Raw genomic sequence first — 14,346 nt, forward strand, 5'->3', positions numbered from 1 at the left:
ATCCTGTTCTTCCCTGAGGAGTTCCCGCCATGCCCATCGCCACCCCCGAGATCTACGCGCAGATGCTCGACACGGCCAAGGAGAAGGGCTTCGCCTTCCCGGCCATCAACGTGTCGTCGTCGCAGACCCTCAACGCCGCCCTGAAGGGCTTCGCCGATGCCGGCTCCGACGGGATCATCCAGGTGTCGACCGGCGGCGCCGAGTACCTCTCCGGACCCACGGTGAAGAACATGGTGAGCGGCTCGGTCGCGTTCGCGGCGTACGCCGCCGAGGTGGCCAAGAACTACCCCGTCCACGTCGCGCTGCACACCGACCACTGCCCAGAGGACAAGCTCGACGGCTTCGTCCGGCCGCTGCTCGACATCTCCGCCGAGCGGGTCGCGCGCGGCGAGGCCCCGCTCTTCCAGTCACACATGTGGGACGGGTCGGCCGTCCCCCTCGAGGAGAACCTCCAGATCGCCGAGGAGCTGCTGACCAAGGCGGCCGCCGCGCACATCGTGCTCGAGATCGAGGTCGGGGTCGTCGGGGGCGAGGAGGACGGCGTCGCCAACGAGATCAACGACCAGCTCTACACGACGCCCGAGGACGCCATCGCCACGATCAGGGCCCTCGGCTCAGGGGAGCGCGGCCGCTACCTCACCGCGCTGACCTTCGGCAACGTGCACGGCGTCTACAAGCCCGGCAACGTCAAGCTGCGCCCCGAGATCCTCCGCGAGGCCCAGGCCGCCGCCGCGTCCGAGCTCGGTCTCGGCGCCGACGCGCGTCCCTTCGACCTCGTCTTCCACGGCGGGTCCGGCTCCACCGCCGACGAGATCGGCGCGGCCGTCGACTACGGCGTGGTCAAGATGAACGTCGACACCGACACCCAGTACGCCTTCACGCGCCCGGTCGCCGGACACATGTTCAGCAACTACGACGGCGTGCTCAAGGTCGACGGCGAGGTCGGCAACAAGAAGGCCTACGACCCCCGCGCCTGGGGCAAGGCCGCCGAGGCCGGCATGGCCGCCCGCATCGTCGAGGCCTGCGAGAACCTCCGCTCCACCGGGCACTCCCTCGCTGGCTGAGGTCGCCGGGGTTCTTGGGTAACGCGCGGCGGGTGGTCCTTCTGCCCCGATATATGGGGGCAGAAGGATCAGAATCCCCGCGTTACCCCTAGATGCCCACGCCTAGGCGGCGCGGCGCAGGATGTACGGCGCCAGATCGGCGATCGAGGTGCCGAAGCGTGCGACCGTGTCGTCGTACTCACGAGTGAGCCGCCGCTTCGCGACGTCGCGCTGCGAGAACAGGTCGGCGTAGGTGATCCGTGACATGCCCAACTTGAACCCGGTCACCAAGTCCTGGCGCTTCTTCTCCTCCCAGAGTGCCCGGGTGGGATCTGGCGCGTATCCCCCCAGCGCTACGGGGGTGAGCTTGACCTTGCCGTCGGCCTCGAACACGTGCCGGCCGACACGCATGTCGCAGTACACCGAGCGGTTCCCGTCGGACAGTCCGAACTGGGTCTCGGGAATCCCGATGCCGAGCTCCAGGACGAGCGCACGTGCGGCCGACTCGAACGGATTCTCGGCCTGCGCATCCGCCAACAGCACCGCCTCGCGCACGGACACGGAGAATGGCCAACCCCACATCATCGCTGCCGCGTGCTCGAGCTCGTCGCGCGTCACGCCAGCTCGCAGCGCCTGATCGCAGGCGCCCAGCCCGACAGCGAAGCCGTGCTCTCTGACCACATCGAGCGCGGTCCTCGCGAGGGACAACACTGGGAGCCCGTCCAGGTCTGCCATCTCGGTCTCGTGGACCTTGGCGCCATGTTGGGTGAGGCCCTCACGCACCTGCCGACCGCGCCGGTCGGGACGAGTCAGGTGCACCCGCTCGTGCTTGCGTGCGATGAGCGACAGTCCATGGAGCGCAATGGCGGAGTCGTGGCTGAGCCAATGCTGGATGCGGACGACCATGTGCGTGGCCCTCGCTCTCAGCGCTGGTTGACCGATCCACGGGTCGAGACTCGCCCACAGGTCTGCTTCTGCGTAGACACCTGGCCTCACCCTCACCCACCGCCCCTGCTTGAGCAGCGCGTTGATCTGCGCAGGACGCAGTCCGGAGTCCACGGCTTGGGCGAAGGTGATGAGCCCGTGCTGGCTCCGCATCCGAGCGGCGGCATGTCCGATCATCCGGCCACCCTCGGCCGCCGTGGTCCGCCGCGTCCTCTCCGCCGAGGAGACCTGTGGACAGCTCTTCGGAGTGCCGGAGTGTGGACGTTTGGTGGGCCAGGTCAGATGTTGTGGCTAACGCGGGGCTGCTCCCGCTCCTGCCCCGATATACGGGGGCAGGAGCGCCAGAAGGTCCGCGTTACCCAAAAAGTGGCCGCACCAAGGTCAGGCCAGCAGGGCGTCGTACGCCGCGGGGCTGCTGTCGCGGAGGAAGGCCGCGCAGCGCTCCCACTCCTCGGTCTCGCCGATCGCGCGGGCGGCCAGGGCGAGTGAGGCGAGGCAGCGCAGGAAGCCGCGGTTGGGCTCGTGCTCCCACGGGACGGGCCCGTGGCCCTTCCAGCCGTTGCGGCGCAGCAGGTCGAGGGAGCGGTGGTAACCGACCCGAGAGTAGGCGTAGACGGTCACGTCGTCGGCGCCCTCGGCCCGGGCGGCGTCGGCGAGGGCGGCCCAGGCGGTGGGGGACGACGGGAACGCCCGGACGACCGCGCCGGGCGGCTGCGTGGCGAGGGCGTCCGTCGCCGGGTCCTCGGGCAGCAGCGTGGGCGGGGGTCCGGCCATCAGGTCGACGTGGGAGCTCATGAGCCCCACCCTCTCACCGCACGGTCGGCCCGGGCGCGGACGCCTCGGCGCACGCCGCAGGGACGGCGCCCGTCACGGTGTGAGCAGCGACCGCACCTTGTCCGCGCCGAGCGCCATCACCAGCGTGGGCAGCCGCGGCCCGCGCTCGGCGTCGACGAGAAGGTGGTAGAGCAGCCCGAAGAACTGCTTCTGGTCCGCCTTCACCTGGTCGGTCGGCTTGTCCTCGAGCGACATTCCGAGGGCGAGCTTGGGGACGCCGTACACCAGGGCGGTCACGTCGTCGAGGTCTCTCGCGTCGCCGAGGCGGTCGAGGAAGAGGGTCAGCCACGCCGACTCCTGCTCGGTGAGCGCCGCCAGCCGCTCCGCGTCGGGGGCGGACCGGACCGTCGTGCGGTCCTCGGGGGCGACGTACTCGCTGGTCCACGCGATCGCCTTGCCCAGCCGGGGCTCGAGCTGGTCGACGCGCTCGTGCGGGTAGCCGACGTCGCCGATGATCCGGCTGATCTGCTCGGCCGAGCCCGCGGTGACGTCGGCGACCGACGACAGCGTCCGGAAGGGGACGACGACCTCGGCGGTCGGGAGCGGCCCGGCGGCCGTCGCCGACGCCCGCTCGTAGGCCAGTACCTGCAGGTCGCGCTTGGCCGGGTCGCCCGCCTTGCGCGCCAGGGCGTCCCACTCGTCGTAGAGCCGCACGACCTCCGGCCCGAAGTCGATGTCGAAGGCCTGCTTGTAGCTGCGACGGACGTAGAGCCAGCGCAGGATCGAGGGCTCGAGGATCCGCAGCGCGTCCTTCGCGGTGGGGGCGCCGCCGGCCGACGACGACATCTTCTGCACGCCCGCGAAGCCGACGAAGGCGTAGCCGAACCACGCCGGCCGCGGCATCCCGAAGATCTTCTCGACCAGCTCGTGCCCGACCGTGAAGGACGAGCCGGGCGTGGCGTGGTCCATGCCCGCGGGCTCGAAGTCGACGTGCTCCTTGGCCCACCGCATCGGCCAGTCGACCTTCCACACCAGCTTGCCCTCGTCCTGCGTGGCGAGGTTGGTCGTGTGGGTGTCGCCGCACTCGCAGGTGTAGGTGAGGTCGGTCGTCTCGTCGTCGTACGCCGTCACCGTCACCGTGTCGCGTCCGCAGCCCCGGCAGTAGGGCCTGAAGGGGAACCGGGCGAGGTCGCCGCCGCCGGTCGCCTGCTCGTCGGCGTCGGCCACCGAGTCGGCGAGCGCCGCGGCCTCCTGGTCGGACGCTGGGGCCACCGGCTTCTTGGTGCGGTAGCGGGCCAGCACCTCCTCGATCTCGTGGCGGTGCCGAACGGCGTGCAGCACGTCCTCGCGGTAGAAGCCGCTGCGGTAGCGCTCGGTCTGGGACACCTCCTCCATGTCGATGCCCATCGCGTGGAGGGCGTCGCGCAGGGGCACCTTGTAGTGCTCGGCCCACGAGGGGTGGCAGCCCTCGGGGTCGGGGACGGCGCTCAACGGCTTGCCGACGTGCTCGGCGTACGACGGGTCGGTGCCGACCGGGACCTTGCGGAAGCGGTCGTAGTCGTCCCACACGTGGAGGTGCCGCACCGGCACGCCACGACGGCGCAGCTCGTCGGCCACGAAGTGCACCGTGATGAACTCGCGCATGTTGCCCAGGTGCACCCGGCCCGACGGGGAGACGCCCGAGGAGCACGTCACGACCTGCGCATCGGGGCCGGCGTGCCGGATCGCGTCGTCGGCGGCCTTGGAGACCCAGTCGACCAGCGGCTTCTCGCCGTGCTTGTCCTCGCCACCCTTGCCACGTGCCACCGCTCTCGCCTCCTCGCCGCTGTTGTGTTGTCCGGAGCGGCAAGGCTAGCGACAAAGGACGAGGGCTTCGGAATCGTCCCCTGTGGCGATTCCGAAGCCCTCGATGTGGCCCGGCTTCGGGCTCGTCCAGTGTCCCATGTCAACTCCCTGCCACCTGGCCCTCCGATGCCGGTGGCACTAACCTGCCAGGATGCCCCCCCGTTCCCCGGCGAGCGCGCTCGCCACCCCGCTGTCCTCGCTCGGGCTGTCCGGCGCCGAGGAGCGGCTGTACGCCCGCCTGCTCCCCCTGTCCGGCGGGTCGGTGGCCTCGGTGGCCGCCGCCCTCAACCTGCCCACCGGCGAGCTCGCCGCCGAGATCGAGCCGCTGTCCCGGCTCGGCATCTGCCGGATCGACGACGGCCACCTCGTGGTGCTCGCGCTCGCCGACGCCCTGTCCCTGCTGATCCGGCGCGAGGCCGCGCGGGCCGCCTCGGCCGAGGCGCGGCTGACCCGGCTGGCCGAGGCCGTCCCGCTCCTCGCCGCGTCCGTCAGCCGGCCGGGCACCGGTGACGTCGACGACGTGGTGCCCATCGAGGGGGAGGTCAGCTCTGGTGGCAACGCGCTGCAGCTGCTCTCCAACCTGATCAGCGAGAGCCGCGGCGACCTGCTGTGGCTGCGTCCCGACGCGTGGCGGATGCCGCGCGAGGGCGCCATGGTCGAGGTCATCACGGCGGCGATCGCGAAGGGACGCCGCTCGCGGGCCATCTACCCCGTGGTCGCACTGAGCGAGGCCCCCGACGTGCTGCGCGCACGGGCCAGGGCCGGCGAGCAGATCCGGCTGCTGCCGGACCTGCCGACCCGGCTGATGGTGATCGGCACGACGCACGCGGTGGTGCCGGAGCCGCTGGGGTACGCCGACGAGCCGCGGCTGCTGGTGCGCCAGGGGGCGCTGGTGGAGTCGCTGATCCTGCTCTTCGAGGAGCTCTGGGCGCGCGCGTCGCCCGTGCCCGAGATGGACAACCTCGCCGGCGGAGAGGCGCGTCCCGACCTGCGCCGCTTCCTGCTGCAGCTCCTCGCGGCCGGTCAGAAGGACGAGCAGATCGCGCGCACGCTCGGCATGAGCCTGCGGACGGTACGCCGCCGGATCGCCGACGTGATGTCCGAGCTCGGTGCCGACTCGCGGTTCCAGGCCGGCGTCGAGGCGATCAGGCGCGGGTGGATCTAGGGCAGCACCATCGAGTACGCCGCCGGCTCCATCCGCCACGAACGCTGACGCTCGGGCCCGCTGATCTCGCCGTCGGCCGCGCAGTAGAACTCGTCGCCGGAGATGGAGACGCGGGTCCCGCGGACCTGGAGGACGTCGTCGCGCTCGAGGTGGGTGCGGCGCAGCACCTGGGCGGCGTACCCCAGCTTGGCGAGCGGCCCGATGGAGCGGCTGACCATGATGTCGATGCGCCCGTCCTCCGCGTCGGCCTCCGGCGTGAGCTCGGCGCCGCCGCCGACGCTGGTGCCGTTGCCGAGGGCCACCATCAGCACGGGTTGGTCGAGGTCGTTGACGACCGAGCCGTCCACCTCGACGCGCAGGTGCAGCGACGGCGGCTTGAAGGCCGCCTGGACCGCACCGATCGGGTAGCCGATGCGTCCGAGGTTGACGTTGCCGACCCCGATCGAGCCGAGGCGTTCCTTCCAGCGGGCGCCCCGGCGAGATGCCTGCGCGCCGGCGCCCACGTGCACGTTGTTGACCACGACCTGGCCGGTGTCGTCGAGGATCAGGTCCACGCGCCGGACCTCGCCCTCGAGGACCAGCCTGGCGGCGTCCTCGATCTCGAGCGGGACGTCCATGGCGCGCGCGAAGTCGTTGCCGGTGCCCATGGGCAGCAGCGCGAGCACCGCGTCGGCCAGGTCGTGCCGGCGGTGCAGGGCCGCCACGACGGCGTGCAGGCTCCCGTCGCCCCCCGCCACCACGATGCGGCGCGAGCCGGCACGGTGCAGGACACCGTCGAGCTCGCCGGGGTTGGAGGTCTGCGCCAGCTCGACCGAGGTGTGCTCCCGCAGGATCGCGAGGCCGCGCTCGAGCGCTTCCTCCTCGGCGGTGCCGGCGTCGGCATTCATGATCACCAGCAGCGGGTCCACGCGGGGAGCCTATGTCACGGGGTGCGATAGCCTCGGCCCCGCTCGGGGCCGCCGCAGGACAGCGCAGACATAGAGGGAGACTCGATGCCCGCCATCGTCATCCTCGGCGCCCAGTGGGGCGACGAGGGCAAGGGCAAGGCGACCGATCTGCTGGCGCAGACCGGCGAGGCCGGCGAGATCGGCTACGTCGTGCGCACCAGCGGCGGTCACAACGCCGGCCACACGATCGTCATCGACGGGGAGAAGTTCGCCACCCACCTGTTGCCCAGCGGCGTGCTGACGCCCGGCGTCACCAGCGTGATCGGCAACGGCGTCGTCGTCTCGCCGGAGGCGCTCTTCCGTGAGGTGGACGCGCTCGCCGCACGCGGTCGCGACGTCTCCGCCAGCCTGGTGGTGTCCGCCAACGCGCACGTCATCGCGTCGTACCACTCGACGATCGACAAGGTCGCCGAGCGGTTCCTCGGCAAGAACAAGATCGGCACGACCGGTCGCGGCATCGGGCCGGCGTACGCCGACAAGGTCAACCGCCTCGGCATCCGCGTCGCCGACCTCTTCGACGACAAGATCCTGCGGCAGAAGGTCGAGGGCGCGCTCGAGGTGCGCAACCAGCTGCTGGCGAAGGTCTACAACCGGCGCGCCGTCGAAGTCGACGCGGTGGTCGAGGAGCTGCTGTCGTACGCCGACCGGCTGCGCCCGATGGTCCAGGACACCTCGCTCCTGATCAACGGCGCGCTCGACCGTGGCGAGACCGTGCTCTTCGAGGGTGCCCAGGCCACGATGCTCGACGTCGACCACGGCACCTACCCGTTCGTGACGTCGTCGAGCGCCATCGCGGGCGGCGTGTGCACGGGCGCGGGCATCGGCCCGACCCGGATCGACCGGGTCATCGGGGTCATCAAGGCCTACACGACGCGTGTCGGGTCGGGACCGTTCCCGACCGAGCTGTTCGACGAGGACGGCGAGAAGCTCTGGAAGATCGGCGGCGAGGTCGGGGTCTCGACCGGCCGCGACCGTCGTTGTGGGTGGTACGACGCCGTGATCGCCCGCTACGCCACCCGCGTCAACGGCCTGACCGACCTGTTCCTCACCAAGCTCGACGTGCTGTCGAGCTGGGAGCGGGTGCCGGTGTGCGTGGCCTACGACGTCGACGGTGTGCGCCACGACGAGATGCCGATGACGCAGACGGACTTCCACCACGCGAAGCCGATCTACGAGTACCTGCCCGGGTGGTGGGAGGACCTGTCGGCCTGCCGGACCTTCGCCGACCTGCCGGTCAACGCGCAGAACTACGTGAAGACGCTCGAGGACATGTCGGGCACCCGCATCTGGGGCGTCGGGGTCGGACCTGGCCGCGAGGAGACGGTCCTCGTCCACGACGACTGAGACGGCCTGGTCTCCGGGCGTGCTCGACCCCCAGGTCGCCGATGCCGCGCTGACCTTCCTCCGCAAGCAGGCCCGTGACCCTCGCGAGGGTGCCGCTCTCTAGATTGGCCGACGTGAAGACCCTCGTCATTGGCACCGGTGGTCGTGAGCACGCGCTCGTCGAGTCGCTGGCCCGCGACCCCGGCGTGACCGAGGTCCATGCCGCTCCCGGCAACCCGGGCATGGCCGCCCACGCCACGCTCCACCAGGTCGACCCGCTCTCCGGCGAGGCGGTCGCCGACCTCGCCGAACGGCTCGGCGTCGACCTCGTCGTCGTCGGCCCCGAGGCCCCGCTGGTCGCCGGCGTCGCCGACGCTGTCGCCGCGCGGGGCATCGCCGTCTTCGGACCGAGCGCGGAGGCCGCGCAGCTCGAGGGGTCCAAGGCCTTCGCCAAGGACGTGATGAACGCCGCCGGCGTCCCGACCGCCCGGGCCTTCGTCTGCACGACCGCCGAGGAGGCGGCCGCCGCGCTCGACGAGCTCGGCGCGCCGTACGTCGTCAAGGACGACGGCCTCGCCGCCGGCAAGGGGGTCGTGGTGACCGACGACCGCGACGAGGCGCTCGCCCACGCCGTCGCCTGCGAGCGCGTCGTGATCGAGGAGTTCCTCGACGGCCCCGAGGTCTCGCTCTTCGCGCTGTGTGGATGGAGTGAGGCCGACGGCGCGACCGTCTACCCCCTCCAGCCGGCCCAGGACTTCAAGCGCATCCACGACGGCGAGCAGGGCCCCAACACCGGTGGCATGGGCGCCTACACCCCGCTGCCGTGGGCACCCGCCGGCTTGGTCGAGGAGGTGCTGCGCGACGTGTTGCAGCCGACGGTCGACGAGCTGGCGCGGCGCGGGACGCCCTTCGTCGGCCTGTTGTACGCCGGGCTCGCACTCACCTCGCGTGGCGTCCGCGTGATCGAGTTCAACGCCCGCTTCGGCGATCCCGAGACGCAGCCGCTCCTGATGCTCCTCGACTCGCCGCTCTCGCCGCTGCTGATGGGCGCCGCGACAGGGACGCTCGCGTCCGTGCCGCCTCCGGCCTGGAAGTCCGGAGCCGCCGTCGCGGTCGTGATGGCGTCGGCCGGCTATCCCGCGTCGTCCTCGTCCGGCGACGTCATCGTCGGCACCGAGACCCTCGACCGCGAGAGCGACGTCGCCGTCCTCCACGCCGGGACCGCGCGCGACGCGGCCGGCCGCCTGGTCACTGCTGGAGGGCGGGTCCTCGCCGTCACCGCCGTCGGCACCGACGTCGCCGACGCCCGCGCCAAGGCCTACGAGGGCGTCGCCACCATCTCGTTCCCCGGGGCCCAGTGGCGCCGGGACATCGCCGCGCCCGCCGCCGGGCTGCCGTGACCTCGGAGCACGACGACACGAAGGTGTCAGAGAGCGGCGGGACGATGGTCCGGCTCGACGGTCCGACCCGATCCGCCGCCCCCGACCTGGCGGCGCTCGAGCCGATGCGGCTCCCGGTGGACGAGCCGACCGTCCCGGTGGGTGCGGCGGCGTACCTGTCCCCAGGCGACGTGGTCACCTGGCGCTACGGCCTGTTCGTGCAGCTGCTGCGGGTGGTCAGCGACGACGAGCGCGGCTTGGTCGCGTGGCTGCCGGCCGGCTCGGAGACCGAGGTGGCGACCCCGCGCGACGGGCTGGGACTGCGCGACCGGCCGCTGGCTGATCGGGTGCGGCTGTCGATCCAGCGCGACTACGACATGGTGGTGAAGCCCTGGCAGGGGCCGGGCATCCTCCGGGTCGCGCCCGCGGGGAAGCCGTGGTCGATCTGGTACTTCTACGACGAAGGGGGCACGTTCGAGGGCCACTACGTCAACCTCGAGCTGCCGCACCTGCGCGCCGCCGACGGAGGTCCGCGCACGTTCACGCGCGACCTGACCCTCGACATCTGGGTGGATGCCGACGGCGACGTATGGCTCAAGGACGAGGACGAGCTGGACGCGGCCGTCACCGGCGGCGCGAAGACGCGTGAGCAGGCAGGGATCATCCGCGAGGTCGCCGAGCAGGCCAGGCACGAGCTGATCGCGCCGCGCGCTTGGCCGCTCGACCAGGGCTGGGAGACCTGGCGTCCGCCGCCGGGCTGGGACGATCCGCTCACGTTCCCGCGTGGGACGATGGAGATGTGAGCGTCCCCAACGTCCTGGCCACGAGGTACGCCGGCGCCGACCTCGCCGCGATCTGGTCCCCGGAACACAAGATCGTGCTCGAGCGCCGGCTGTGGATCGCGGTTCTCCGCGCCCAGCGCGACCTCGGTGTGGCTGTGCCGGACGGTGTCGTCGAGGACTACGAGGCGGTCGTCGAGAAGGTCGACCTCGACTCGATCGCCTCCCGTGAGCGGGTCACCCGCCACGACGTGAAGGCGCGCATCGAGGAGTTCAGCGCACTGGCCGGCCACGAGCACATCCACAAGGGCATGACCTCGCGCGACCTGACGGAGAACGTCGAGCAGCTGCAGGTGCGGGCCTCGCTCGCGATGCTGCGCGACCGCGCGGTGGCGACGCTGGCGCGGCTGGCTCGGCTCGCGAGCGAGCACGAGACCACCGTGCTGGCCGGGCGATCGCACAACGTGGCCGCCCAGGCGACCACGCTCGGCAAGCGGTTCGCGACGGTCGCCGAGGAGCTACTGATCGGTGTCGAGCGGGTCGAGGACCTGCTGACCCGCTACCCCTTGCGCGGCGTCAAGGGCCCGATGGGCACTTCCCAAGACATGCTCGACCTGCTCGACGGCGACGCCTCGCACCTGGCCGAGCTCGAGTCGCGGGTCGCCGCGCACCTCGGCTTCGAGCGGGTGCTGACGAGCGTCGGCCAGGTCTATCCGCGCTCGCTCGACTTCGACGTCCTGTCGTCGCTCGTGCAGCTGGTCGCGGCGCCGTCCAACCTGGCGACCACGATCCGCCTGATGGCGGGACACGAGCTGGTCACCGAGGGGTTCGCAGAGGGCCAGGTCGGCTCGTCGGCGATGCCCCACAAGATGAACACGCGTTCCTGCGAGCGCGTGAACGGCCTGGCCGTCGTGCTCCGCGGCTATCTGTCGATGGTGGGCGAGCTCGCCGGCGACCAGTGGAACGAAGGCGACGTCTCCTGCTCCGTCGTACGCCGGGTCGCGCTGCCCGACGCGTTCTTCGCCGCCGACGGGCTGTTCCGGACCTTCCTCACCGTGCTCGACGAGTTCGGCGCGTTCCCCGCCGTGATCCAGCGCGAGCTGGACCGCTACCTGCCCTTCCTCGGCACGACCAAGGTGCTGATGTCGGCGGTGCGGGCGGGTGTCGGGCGCGAGGCCGCGCACGAGGCGATCAGGGAGGCGGCCGTGGGCGTCGCCCTCGACATGCGCCGGGGCCAGGCCGACAACGACCTGCTCGACCGACTCGCCGCCGACTCCCGTCTCGGGTTGTCGCGCGCGGACCTCGGCGGGCTGCTCGACGAGCCGATCACCTTCACCGGCGCGGCGGTCGCGCAGACCCAGGAGGTCGTGCGCCGGGTCGAGGCCGTGGTCGCGGCGCATCCCGACGCGGCGGCGTACTCGCCGGGCGGCATCCTCTGAGGCCTGGTCCCTAGATCGGTCATGGCTGCCGTCGACGTCCGGCCGGTCGCTACCTGACCACGAAAGGCACGATTCTGGTCGAGGCAACACGTGCCTTTCGTGGTCACATGTCCGGAGACGAGGCCGCGCTGCGTTTCAAGGTGGGACGGTCGGAGAGGATGGGGGCATGACGTCTCGGTACGCCGCCGCACTGGCCGCCTCGCTGCTCCTCGCCCTCGCCGGGTGCAGCGGGGACGACGAGCCGACGGCCGACCCGACCCCGAGCGACAGCTCGACGGAAGCGCTGCGGGGCGAGGAGCTCCCGGCCGGCTTCCCGACCGAGGAGGTGCCGCTGGTCGGCGGCGAGGTGACCAAGGTGCTCGAGAACGAGGGCCTGGGCAGCTATCTGATCGAGGTGAAGCCGGACACCAGCTTCCAGGTCGCCTTCTCCGACGCCACCGCCCAGCTCACCGGCGCGGGGTTCGAGATGGGCAAGGACGTGATCAGCGCCGGACCGGACAGCTCGACGGCCGACTTCACCTCCGATGACTGGTTCGTGGTCGTCACGGGCAGCGTCCCGGCGCCGCTGATGCAGTACACGGTCTATCCCAGTGACGCCCAGTAGGACCCAGTAGGACCCAGTAGGACCCAGTAGGACCCTGGCCCGGAGGGCTCAGACGAGGGCCCGGCCGTCGTGGGTGGCGAGCCGCCTCGCGACCTCGCGGTAGTCGGCCTCCCACACGTCGACCGGGACCGGCGGGAGCATCTCGTCCCACTCGACCGCCATCGAGCCGAGGATCTGCGGGAGTCGCGCGGTCCGCGCGATGAACCACCAGTGCAGGTGCGAGCCGCCGTCGCCCCAGCGGCACACGTGCACCCGCCCGATGTTCGGCAGGTGCGACATGATCCGGGCGAGCCTGGTCGAGATCACCCCCTGCTCGGCGGCCATGGCGTCCGAGAGGTCGGTGAGGTCGACGTGCTCGACGGGGTGCAGCCAGAGCAGAAGGGGCAGGCCGGTCGGCTTCTCGCCCCGGGTGACGTACCACCGCTCGTTCGCCCAGATCCTCAGGTGCTCGTGATCGGCCGAGCACGCCCCGCAGGGCTTGTCGGGTGCCTCGCCCCAGCGCACCGGCTCGTCACCGGGCGCCTGGAGCACCTTGGGCTTCAGCTCCCCGTCCACCATCTCCCACGGGAAGATGTCCCACTCCCCGACGGGCGGCATCGGCAGCCGCCCGTCCTCCCCGACGGCCGCGACGACCCTGGCGTAGACCTCTTCGGCAGACTCCGGCATGGCCACATCCCAACATCCGCCCCGGCGCGCAGCGCCGCCGGGTCGACGCCGCGGCGCGGGCGGATAGTGTTCCCGCATGGCCGGACAGCAGCCCGCGACGCTCCCGGAGGCCCCGCCGATCGAGGGTGCGACCCACGTCCACTCGGGCAAGGTGCGCGACCTCTATCGCATCGAGTCGGGCGAGCACGCCGGCCGGTTGCTGATGGTCGCGAGCGACCGGATCTCGGCGTTCGACCACGTCCTCGACAGCACCATCCCCGACAAGGGCGAGCTCCTGACCCGGATGTCGCTGTGGTGGTTCGACCAGCTGGCCGACCTGGTGCCGAACCACGTCGTCTCGACCGACGTGCCCGACGGCGTACGCGGCCGCGCGGTGATCTGCGAGGCGCTCGAGATGTATCCCGTCGAGTGCGTCGCCCGCGGCTACCTCACCGGTACCGGGCTGATCGACTACCGCGCCACTGGAGAGGTCTGCGGCAACGCGCTGCCCGCCGGCCTCGTCGACGGTGACCGCCTCCCCACGCCGATCTTCACGCCGGCCGCCAAGGCCGACTTCGGCGAGCACGACGAGAACGTCGACTTCGCGACCGTCGTCGCGACCGTGGGCGCGGAGGCCGCCGAGACGCTGCGTGGCCTGACGCTCGCGGTGTACGGCCGGGCCCACGAGATCGCCCGCGAGCGCGGCATCATCCTGGCCGACACCAAGCTCGAGCTCGGCACCCGGCCCGACGGCACGGTCGTGCTCGGCGACGAGGTGCTCACTCCCGACTCGTCCCGCTTCTGGCCGGCCTCCGAGTGGGAGCCGGGTCGCGCGCAGCCGTCGTACGACAAGCAGATCGTGCGCGACTGGCTGCTCTCCCCGGCGTCCGGCTGGGACCGGGCCGCCGGCGGTCCGCCCCCCGCCCTGCCCGAGGAGGTCGTCGAGCGCACGAGAGCGAGGTACGTCGAGGCCTACGAGCTGCTGACGGGCGACTCGTTCCGATGACGCGCTACCCCTTCACGGTCAGCGTCGACCTGCCGCACCCGCCCGAGGCGCTCTTCACCTATCTCGTCGAGCCACGCAACCGCCCGGAGTGGCAGGCCTCCCTCCTGTCGGTGCGCCTCGACGACCGCGACGCCGAGCCGGCGGTCGGTCTGACGTGGCACGACACCACGGTCGTCGGAGTGAAGCCGGCGATGGAGATCACCGAGCTGGAGCCGTACCGGATCTTCGCCGAGCGCGGTCGCTGGGGCGGCGTGGAGGGGTTCCTGCGGATGCGGTTCGTCGGCATTCCCAAGGGCACCCGCCTCACGTGCGAGGGACACGTCGAGGCCTCCGGCCCCTTCAAGTACGCCGCCCGCGCCGCGGCCCTGCTCGCCGGGCGATCGATCAGGTCCGACCTCGAACGGGCGTCCCGAGTGCTGGCCGACCGGGGACCACGCGCCTAGGTTGGCTGC

Annotated in this window: 14 protein-coding genes and 1 pseudogene; 9 read left to right on the plus strand and 6 right to left on the minus strand. The window is 71.6% G+C overall.

Translation table 11 applies throughout. From position 1 onward, the window contains the following. Positions 1-29 precede the first annotated feature (29 nt). Positions 30-1,064 (plus strand): class II fructose-bisphosphate aldolase, encoded by a 1,035-nt coding sequence (fbaA, locus tag ABD295_RS12560; protein ID WP_344304087.1) that lies wholly within the window; start codon positions 30-32, stop codon positions 1,062-1,064. A gap of 102 nt (positions 1,065-1,166) precedes the next feature. Here fbaA and ABD295_RS12565 read toward each other — a convergent pair whose 3' ends face one another. From ABD295_RS12565 to lysS, 4 genes and pseudogenes are all read right to left on the minus strand, one after another. Continuing rightward, entirely contained in the window at positions 1,167-1,949 is a 783-nt protein-coding gene (locus ABD295_RS12565) for a hypothetical protein (protein ID WP_344304089.1), read from the minus strand. Between the two features lie 78 nt (positions 1,950-2,027). Beyond that, positions 2,028-2,165 (minus strand): annotated as a pseudogene (locus tag ABD295_RS21195) (type IV toxin-antitoxin system AbiEi family antitoxin domain-containing protein); the annotation flags it as partial. A gap of 204 nt (positions 2,166-2,369) precedes the next feature. Continuing rightward, on the minus strand, positions 2,370-2,783 hold the full coding sequence (locus ABD295_RS12570) for a DUF3151 domain-containing protein (protein WP_344304090.1): 414 nt from the start codon (positions 2,781-2,783) through the stop codon (positions 2,370-2,372). A 72-nt stretch (positions 2,784-2,855) separates the two neighbouring features. After that, complete coding sequence (gene lysS / locus ABD295_RS12575; protein ID WP_344304091.1) at positions 2,856-4,568, minus strand: lysine--tRNA ligase; 1,713 nt, start codon at positions 4,566-4,568, stop codon at positions 2,856-2,858. 190 nt (positions 4,569-4,758) lie between these two features. Here lysS and ABD295_RS12580 point away from each other — a divergent pair, with 190 nt between their 5' ends. After that, positions 4,759-5,772 (plus strand): LuxR C-terminal-related transcriptional regulator, encoded by a 1,014-nt coding sequence (locus tag ABD295_RS12580; protein WP_344304092.1) that lies wholly within the window; start codon positions 4,759-4,761, stop codon positions 5,770-5,772. Here ABD295_RS12580 and ABD295_RS12585 read toward each other — a convergent pair. Next, positions 5,769-6,680 (minus strand): diacylglycerol/lipid kinase family protein, encoded by a 912-nt coding sequence (locus tag ABD295_RS12585; protein WP_344304093.1) that lies wholly within the window; start codon positions 6,678-6,680, stop codon positions 5,769-5,771. The two genes, ABD295_RS12580 and ABD295_RS12585, sit on opposite strands and share 4 nt — an antisense overlap. Positions 6,681-6,764: 84 nt before the next feature. On the opposite strand from ABD295_RS12585, the gene ABD295_RS12590 reads away from it, so the two are divergent. The 5 genes from ABD295_RS12590 to ABD295_RS12610 all read left to right on the plus strand — a co-directional run bounded on the left by ABD295_RS12590 (position 6,765) and on the right by ABD295_RS12610 (position 12,243). Beyond that, positions 6,765-8,063: an adenylosuccinate synthase gene (locus ABD295_RS12590; protein WP_344304094.1), complete on the plus strand. Its 1,299-nt coding sequence runs from the start codon at positions 6,765-6,767 to the stop codon at positions 8,061-8,063. Positions 8,064-8,176: 113 nt separating this feature from the next. Beyond that, positions 8,177-9,442 carry a phosphoribosylamine--glycine ligase gene (gene purD / locus ABD295_RS12595; RefSeq protein ID WP_344304095.1) on the plus strand — a complete coding sequence of 422 codons (1,266 nt, stop codon included), beginning with the start codon at positions 8,177-8,179 and terminating at the stop codon, positions 9,440-9,442. Then, positions 9,439-10,224, plus strand: a complete 786-nt coding sequence (locus ABD295_RS12600) for a ribonuclease FAU-1 family protein (protein ID WP_344304096.1) — start codon at positions 9,439-9,441, stop codon at positions 10,222-10,224. Before purD ends, ABD295_RS12600 begins: the two co-directional genes overlap by 4 nt. Beyond that, on the plus strand, positions 10,221-11,639 hold the full coding sequence (gene purB, locus ABD295_RS12605) for an adenylosuccinate lyase (RefSeq protein ID WP_344304097.1): 1,419 nt from the start codon (positions 10,221-10,223) through the stop codon (positions 11,637-11,639). Before ABD295_RS12600 ends, purB begins: the two co-directional genes overlap by 4 nt. Positions 11,640-11,805: 166 nt before the next feature. After that, positions 11,806-12,243 (plus strand): hypothetical protein, encoded by a 438-nt coding sequence (locus ABD295_RS12610; protein WP_344304098.1) that lies wholly within the window; start codon positions 11,806-11,808, stop codon positions 12,241-12,243. A 48-nt stretch (positions 12,244-12,291) separates the two neighbouring features. Here ABD295_RS12610 and ABD295_RS12615 read toward each other — a convergent pair whose 3' ends face one another. Next, on the minus strand, positions 12,292-12,909 hold the full coding sequence (locus ABD295_RS12615; RefSeq protein ID WP_344304099.1) for a hypothetical protein: 618 nt from the start codon (positions 12,907-12,909) through the stop codon (positions 12,292-12,294). A gap of 76 nt (positions 12,910-12,985) precedes the next feature. On the opposite strand from ABD295_RS12615, the gene ABD295_RS12620 reads away from it, so the two are divergent. Both ABD295_RS12620 and ABD295_RS12625 read left to right on the plus strand, forming a co-directional pair. Further along, positions 12,986-13,894: a phosphoribosylaminoimidazolesuccinocarboxamide synthase gene (locus ABD295_RS12620; RefSeq protein ID WP_344304100.1), complete on the plus strand. Its 909-nt coding sequence runs from the start codon at positions 12,986-12,988 to the stop codon at positions 13,892-13,894. Beyond that, positions 13,891-14,337, plus strand: coding sequence for an SRPBCC family protein (locus tag ABD295_RS12625; protein WP_344304101.1), 447 nt, complete (start codon positions 13,891-13,893; stop codon positions 14,335-14,337). Before ABD295_RS12620 ends, ABD295_RS12625 begins: the two co-directional genes overlap by 4 nt. Positions 14,338-14,346: the final 9 nt, after the last annotated feature.

This window comes from Nocardioides bigeumensis, assembly GCF_039531755.1.
In the GTDB taxonomy this organism is placed as follows: Bacteria; Actinomycetota; Actinomycetes; order Propionibacteriales; family Nocardioidaceae; genus Nocardioides; species Nocardioides bigeumensis.

Bases quoted from the DNA above. Each gene is read 5' to 3' on its own strand.
- fbaA (WP_344304087.1), top strand. From the start codon at position 30: ATGCCCATCGCCACCCCCGAGATCTACGCGCAGATGCTCGACACGGCC.
- ABD295_RS12565 (WP_344304089.1), bottom strand. From the start codon at position 1,949: ATGGTCGTCCGCATCCAGCATTGGCTCAGCCACGACTCCGCCATTGCG.
- ABD295_RS12570 (WP_344304090.1), bottom strand. From the start codon at position 2,783: ATGAGCTCCCACGTCGACCTGATGGCCGGACCCCCGCCCACGCTGCTG.
- ABD295_RS12580 (WP_344304092.1), top strand. From the start codon at position 4,759: ATGCCCCCCCGTTCCCCGGCGAGCGCGCTCGCCACCCCGCTGTCCTCG.
- ABD295_RS12590 (WP_344304094.1), top strand. From the start codon at position 6,765: ATGCCCGCCATCGTCATCCTCGGCGCCCAGTGGGGCGACGAGGGCAAG.
- ABD295_RS12610 (WP_344304098.1), top strand. From the start codon at position 11,806: ATGACGTCTCGGTACGCCGCCGCACTGGCCGCCTCGCTGCTCCTCGCC.
- ABD295_RS12615 (WP_344304099.1), bottom strand. From the start codon at position 12,909: ATGCCGGAGTCTGCCGAAGAGGTCTACGCCAGGGTCGTCGCGGCCGTC.
- ABD295_RS12620 (WP_344304100.1), top strand. From the start codon at position 12,986: ATGGCCGGACAGCAGCCCGCGACGCTCCCGGAGGCCCCGCCGATCGAG.
- ABD295_RS12625 (WP_344304101.1), top strand. From the start codon at position 13,891: ATGACGCGCTACCCCTTCACGGTCAGCGTCGACCTGCCGCACCCGCCC.